Source organism: Enterobacter cloacae complex sp. 2021EL-01169 (assembly GCF_020733125.1).
GTDB classification, from domain to species: domain Bacteria; phylum Pseudomonadota; class Gammaproteobacteria; order Enterobacterales; family Enterobacteriaceae; genus Enterobacter; species Enterobacter roggenkampii.
This window is the reverse complement of record NZ_JAJFTC010000038.1, coordinates 1-4,471: the sequence shown is the minus strand read 5'-3', so window position 1 is coordinate 4,471 and position 4,471 is coordinate 1. Positions and strand designations below refer to the sequence as shown.

The following is a 4,471-nucleotide window of genomic DNA, read 5'->3' as shown; positions in this document are numbered from 1 at the left end:
GAGGAGAGGCAGGGAAATAGTCCGACTACGCCCTGCCTCTTACTCTACTCCGCACCTGGCAGGGCTGGCTGTATCTGGCGGTGGTTATCGATCTCTTCGCCCGTAATGTGGTCGGCTGGTCGATGAAACCCACTCTCTCACGCGAACTGGCGCTCGACGCGCTGATGATGGCGGTCTGGCGCCGAAAACCAGACAGCGAGGTTATCGTACATAGCGATCAGGGCAGCCAGTACGGCAGTGACGACTGGCAGCGCTTCTACCGGGCCAATAACCTGGCGCCGAGCATGAGCCGGCGTGGCAACTGCTGGGATAATGCGGTGGCCGAATCGTTCTTCAGTTCGCTGAAAAAAGAACGGATCAGAAAACGCATATATAAAACCAGGGATCTGGCCCGGGCGGATCTTCGATTACATTGAAGTCTTCTATAACCGGTCCCGGCGCCACAGCCACCTCGGCGACGTCAGTCCGGAGGCCTTCGAACAGGCCTCGTCGTGAGGACAGGATTTGTCTACAGGCGTGGGGTCAGTCCAAACTATAGGGCAGGATCGTCTACCGGGGCGGGGTCAGTCCATCAACGGCTCGGAAGTGTCTAGATTATCCGTGGCGATTCAGTTACAGTACATCTCAGGTCTGCAGGGTTCAGGCCCTGTTCAGGCCTGAAAATTAAGCACATTTTCTGAGGCTGGAAATCAACTCATGCTGACAGCCTGAGCCTGTTGGCATGGTAAGCAATGTGCTCACCAATAAAGCTGGAAATGAAATAATAGCTGTGGTCGTATCCAGTATGATATCGGAACGACGCATTGAGGTTCATCTCATTGCATACTCTCTCAAGGATTTTGGTGCGCAGTTGCTCTTCATAAAAGGCGTCACTCAGCCCCTGATCAATGAAGATTTCTGGTAATTTTTCACCCTGTAAAATGAGGCTGACTGGATCGTAGGCTTCCCACGTTTTTCTGTTTTCACCCAGGTAAGCGCTAAATGCCTGTTGCCCCCATGGCACCTGAGAAGGCGATACTATCGGGGAAAATGCTGATACGCTCACATATTCACCAGGATTTCGCAGAGCCAGCACCAGAGCACCCAGCCCTCCCATAGAATGACCGGATATAGATTTTCTTGCCGTTGCAGGAAAATGATTCATGACGACATCCGGAAGCTCTCTGAGAATATAGTCATACATCCTGTAATGAACATTCCACGGCTGTTCCGTCGCGTTCAGATAAAAACCGGCCCCCTGGCCAAGATCGTAACTGTCGGCATCCGGGACATTATTACCCCGGGGACTGGTATCCGGGACAACAACGATGACGTTATGCCGGGCTGCATAATGCTGCATACCTGATTTGGTGATGAAATTCTGCTCAGTACAGGTCAGGCCCGACAACCAGTATAGTACCGGCAGTTTTTCTGTTACTGCTTTGGGAGGAAGATACACACCGAAATTCATTTCACAATTAAGGGATTGTGAATAATGCCGGTACACGTTTTGCCAGCCGCCAGAGCTGGCATGCTGCTCAATGAGTTCCATCAGCCGTTATCTCATGGTTATTTCCCCTGACCGAAGCCAGGGGAAGTATCTTTAAATCCGGACGTCAGATAAACGTATACGCCGTGATTTTGTTACCCGCCGGATCCCGCAGGTAGGCAGCATAGGCCCCGGGAAGGTGACCACGCGGGCCAGGTTGACCTTCATCAGCTCCACCGGCGGCAAGGCCGGCAGCATGGAAAGCATCAACCTCTTCCGGGGTGGCAGCAGCGAAGCCGACAGTCACCCCGTTAGCGGAAGGTGCTTCACCGTTGCCCGGACGGGCAATGATAAATGCCGGCTTTTCGCGGCCATAGAGTACCCAGCCGTTGCCAAACGGGCCGAGGTTATTGATACCAAGCGTGCCCAGGACGACATCGTAAAATGCGGAGGATTTCTCGACATCGGCTGCGCCAATGAACACATGAGAAAAGATGCCGTCACCAGAAATTACCGGAGTTGTCATTTTCCACTTCCTTCAGTTTGAGTTGATTAAAATTCTGATGGGATCAGTAATGAATCACTGTCCGGATAGATTTGCCTTCATGCATAAGCTCGAAGGCGTCATTGATTTCATCCAGTGTCATCGTATGGGTTACAAATGGCTCAAGGTCAATATCCCCCTTCATGGCATCCTCGACCATACCGGGGAGCTGAGTGCGGCCTTTTACTCCGCCAAACGCGGAACCTTTCCATACGCGCCCGGTGACCAGCTGGAAAGGACGGGTGGAAATCTCCTGTCCGGCCCCTGCGACACCAATGACAACGGACTGCCCCCACCCACGGTGAGCACTTTCCAGCGCTGCACGCATGACGTTAACGTTACCGATACATTCAAAGGTATGGTCAATACCCCACTTGTTGATATCCAGCAGAACATCTTTAATCGGTTTGTCATAATCATTCGGGTTAATGCAGTCAGTGGCCCCGAACTGACGGGCCAGGTCAAATTTTGTCGGATTAGTATCGATAGCGATAATACGTCCCGCTTTTGCCTGACGGGCCCCCTGTACCGCAGCCAGACCAATTGCCCCCAGACCAAAAATGGCAACTGAATCGCCCGGCTGCACTTTAGCCGTGTTATGGACGGCGCCAATACCGGTAGTCACGCCACAACCCAACAGGCAGACGTGTTCATGGTTCGCCTCCGGGTTAATTTTTGCCAGAGAAACCTCGGCCACAACGGTGTATTCACTGAATGTGGAACATCCCATGTAGTGGTAAAGAGGCTGACCGTTGTATGAAAAGCGAGTGGTCCCGTCAGGCATCAGTCCTTTGCCCTGAGTCTCGCGAACCGATACACAGAGGTTCGTTTTACCGGACTGGCAGAATTCACACTCCCCGCATTCAGCGGTGTAGAGCGGAATAACATGGTCACCCGGCTTCACACTGGTGACGCCTTCACCAACTTCAACGACGATACCGGCTCCCTCGTGGCCGAGAACCACCGGGAAAACGCCCTCAGGGTCATTCCCTGAGAGGGTAAAGGCATCGGTATGGCAGACACCTGTGTGGGTGTTTTTAATCAGCACCTCGCCTTTTTTAGGCGGAGCAACATCAATTTCAACAATCTCCAGGGGCTTCCCTGGTGCAAATGCAACAGCGGCACGTGATTTCATACGTAATATATCCTCAATGTAATAATGGCCTCACCTATTTAAGATAGGCACGAACCAGCTCAATCGTATCGTCAACTGATTTACTGACTTCATGACTGTAGCTGTCATTCTGGTCAAAGGTTTCCCGTATGTGGCTCTCCAGCACCTCTGCCATCAGTCCGTTAGCGGCGCCCCGGACGGCGGCGATTTGCTGGAGAACGGAACGGCATTCAGCGCCACTTTCAAGTGCTCTTTCCAGAGCATCAATCTGACCCCGGATACGGCGAACCCGGGTTAGGACCTTTTTTTTCTCTTCAGGAGTACTGGGCATTGCTTACCTCACTGCTCTGTATTTCTTATACTATAGGGGAGTATTACATTAAGATCAACACATACCCCACTATAGTATAATAAATATATCAGAGCACCGGTAATGACTCCAACTTACTGATAGTGTTTTATGTTCAGATAATGCCCGATGACTTTGTCATGCAGCTCCACCGATTTTGAGAACGACAGTGACTTCCTGCCCAGCCTTGCCAGATGCTGCCTCAGATTCAGGTTATGCCGCTCAATGCGCTGCGTATATCGCTTGCTGATAACGTGCAGTTCTCCCTTCAGGCGTGATTCATAAAGCGGCCAGCCATCCGTCATCCATACCACGACCTCAAAGGCCGACAGCAGGCCCAGAAGACGCTCCAGCGTGACCAACGTGCGTTCACCGAATACGTGCGCCACAACCGTCCTCCGTATCCTGTCATACGCGTAAAACAACCAGCGCTGGCGTGATTTAGCGCCGACGTAACCCCACTGTTCGTCCATTTCCGCGCAAACAATGACGTCACTGCCCGGTTGTATGCGTGAGTTTACCGACTGCGGCCTGAGTTTTTTAAGTGTCGTAAAATCGTGTTGAGGCCAACGCCCATAATGCGTGCACTGGCGCGACATCCGACGCCATTCATGGCCATATCAATAATTTTCTGGTGTGTACCGGGCTGAGAGACGGTGTAAGTGAACTGTAGCTGCCATGTTTTACGGCAGTGAGAGCAGAGATAGCGCTGATGTCCGGCAGTACTTTTACCGTTACGCACCACGCCTTCAGTAGCTGAACAGGAGGGACAGCTGATAGAAACAGAAGCCACTGGAGCACCTCAAAAACACCATCATACACTAAATCAGTAAGTTGGCACCATTACCCGAATTACCAGCGTCTGCTCTTGGCACAGGCTGTGTGAAAACTACTGATCACTTTTTGGTCTAAGTAGTGGTTTTATATGATCAACCATTCTTGATAAACCAATGCAGAAACTTACTTTATTTAATAAAATTAGAATCATACGATTAA

The 4,471-nt window shown here is 51.4% G+C and carries 5 protein-coding genes and 1 pseudogene; 1 reads left to right on the top strand and 5 read right to left on the bottom strand.

Annotation, left to right across the window (positions count from 1 at the left end; all coding sequences use genetic code 11):
- Nucleotides 1-38 precede the first annotated feature (38 nt).
- A pseudogene (locus tag LLF79_RS26650) lies at nucleotides 39-495 on the top strand (IS3 family transposase); the annotation flags it as partial.
- A 199-nt stretch (nucleotides 496-694) separates the two neighbouring features.
- On the opposite strand, the gene fghA reads toward LLF79_RS26650, so the two are convergent.
- From fghA to LLF79_RS26625, 5 genes are all read right to left on the bottom strand, one after another.
- Nucleotides 695-1,531: an S-formylglutathione hydrolase gene (fghA, locus tag LLF79_RS26645; RefSeq protein WP_012561110.1), complete on the bottom strand. Its 837-nt coding sequence runs from the start codon at nucleotides 1,529-1,531 to the stop codon at nucleotides 695-697.
- Between the two features lie 64 nt (nucleotides 1,532-1,595).
- Nucleotides 1,596-1,994: a VOC family protein gene (locus LLF79_RS26640; RefSeq protein ID WP_012561111.1), complete on the bottom strand. Its 399-nt coding sequence runs from the start codon at nucleotides 1,992-1,994 to the stop codon at nucleotides 1,596-1,598.
- A gap of 43 nt (nucleotides 1,995-2,037) precedes the next feature.
- Nucleotides 2,038-3,147: an S-(hydroxymethyl)glutathione dehydrogenase gene (frmA, locus tag LLF79_RS26635; protein ID WP_017384070.1), complete on the bottom strand. Its 1,110-nt coding sequence runs from the start codon at nucleotides 3,145-3,147 to the stop codon at nucleotides 2,038-2,040.
- Nucleotides 3,148-3,181: 34 nt separating this feature from the next.
- The gene (gene frmR, locus LLF79_RS26630; RefSeq protein ID WP_017384071.1) at nucleotides 3,182-3,457 is read right to left on the bottom strand and encodes a formaldehyde-responsive transcriptional repressor FrmR; all 276 of its coding nucleotides are present in this window, start codon (nucleotides 3,455-3,457) and stop codon (nucleotides 3,182-3,184) included.
- Nucleotides 3,458-3,570: 113 nt separating this feature from the next.
- A protein-coding gene (locus tag LLF79_RS26625) for an IS1 family transposase (protein WP_223195083.1) occupies nucleotides 3,571-4,268 on the bottom strand; the annotation gives its coding sequence in 2 pieces (ribosomal slippage) (nucleotides 3,571-4,019 and nucleotides 4,019-4,268; 699 coding nt in all).
- Nucleotides 4,269-4,471: the final 203 nt, after the last annotated feature.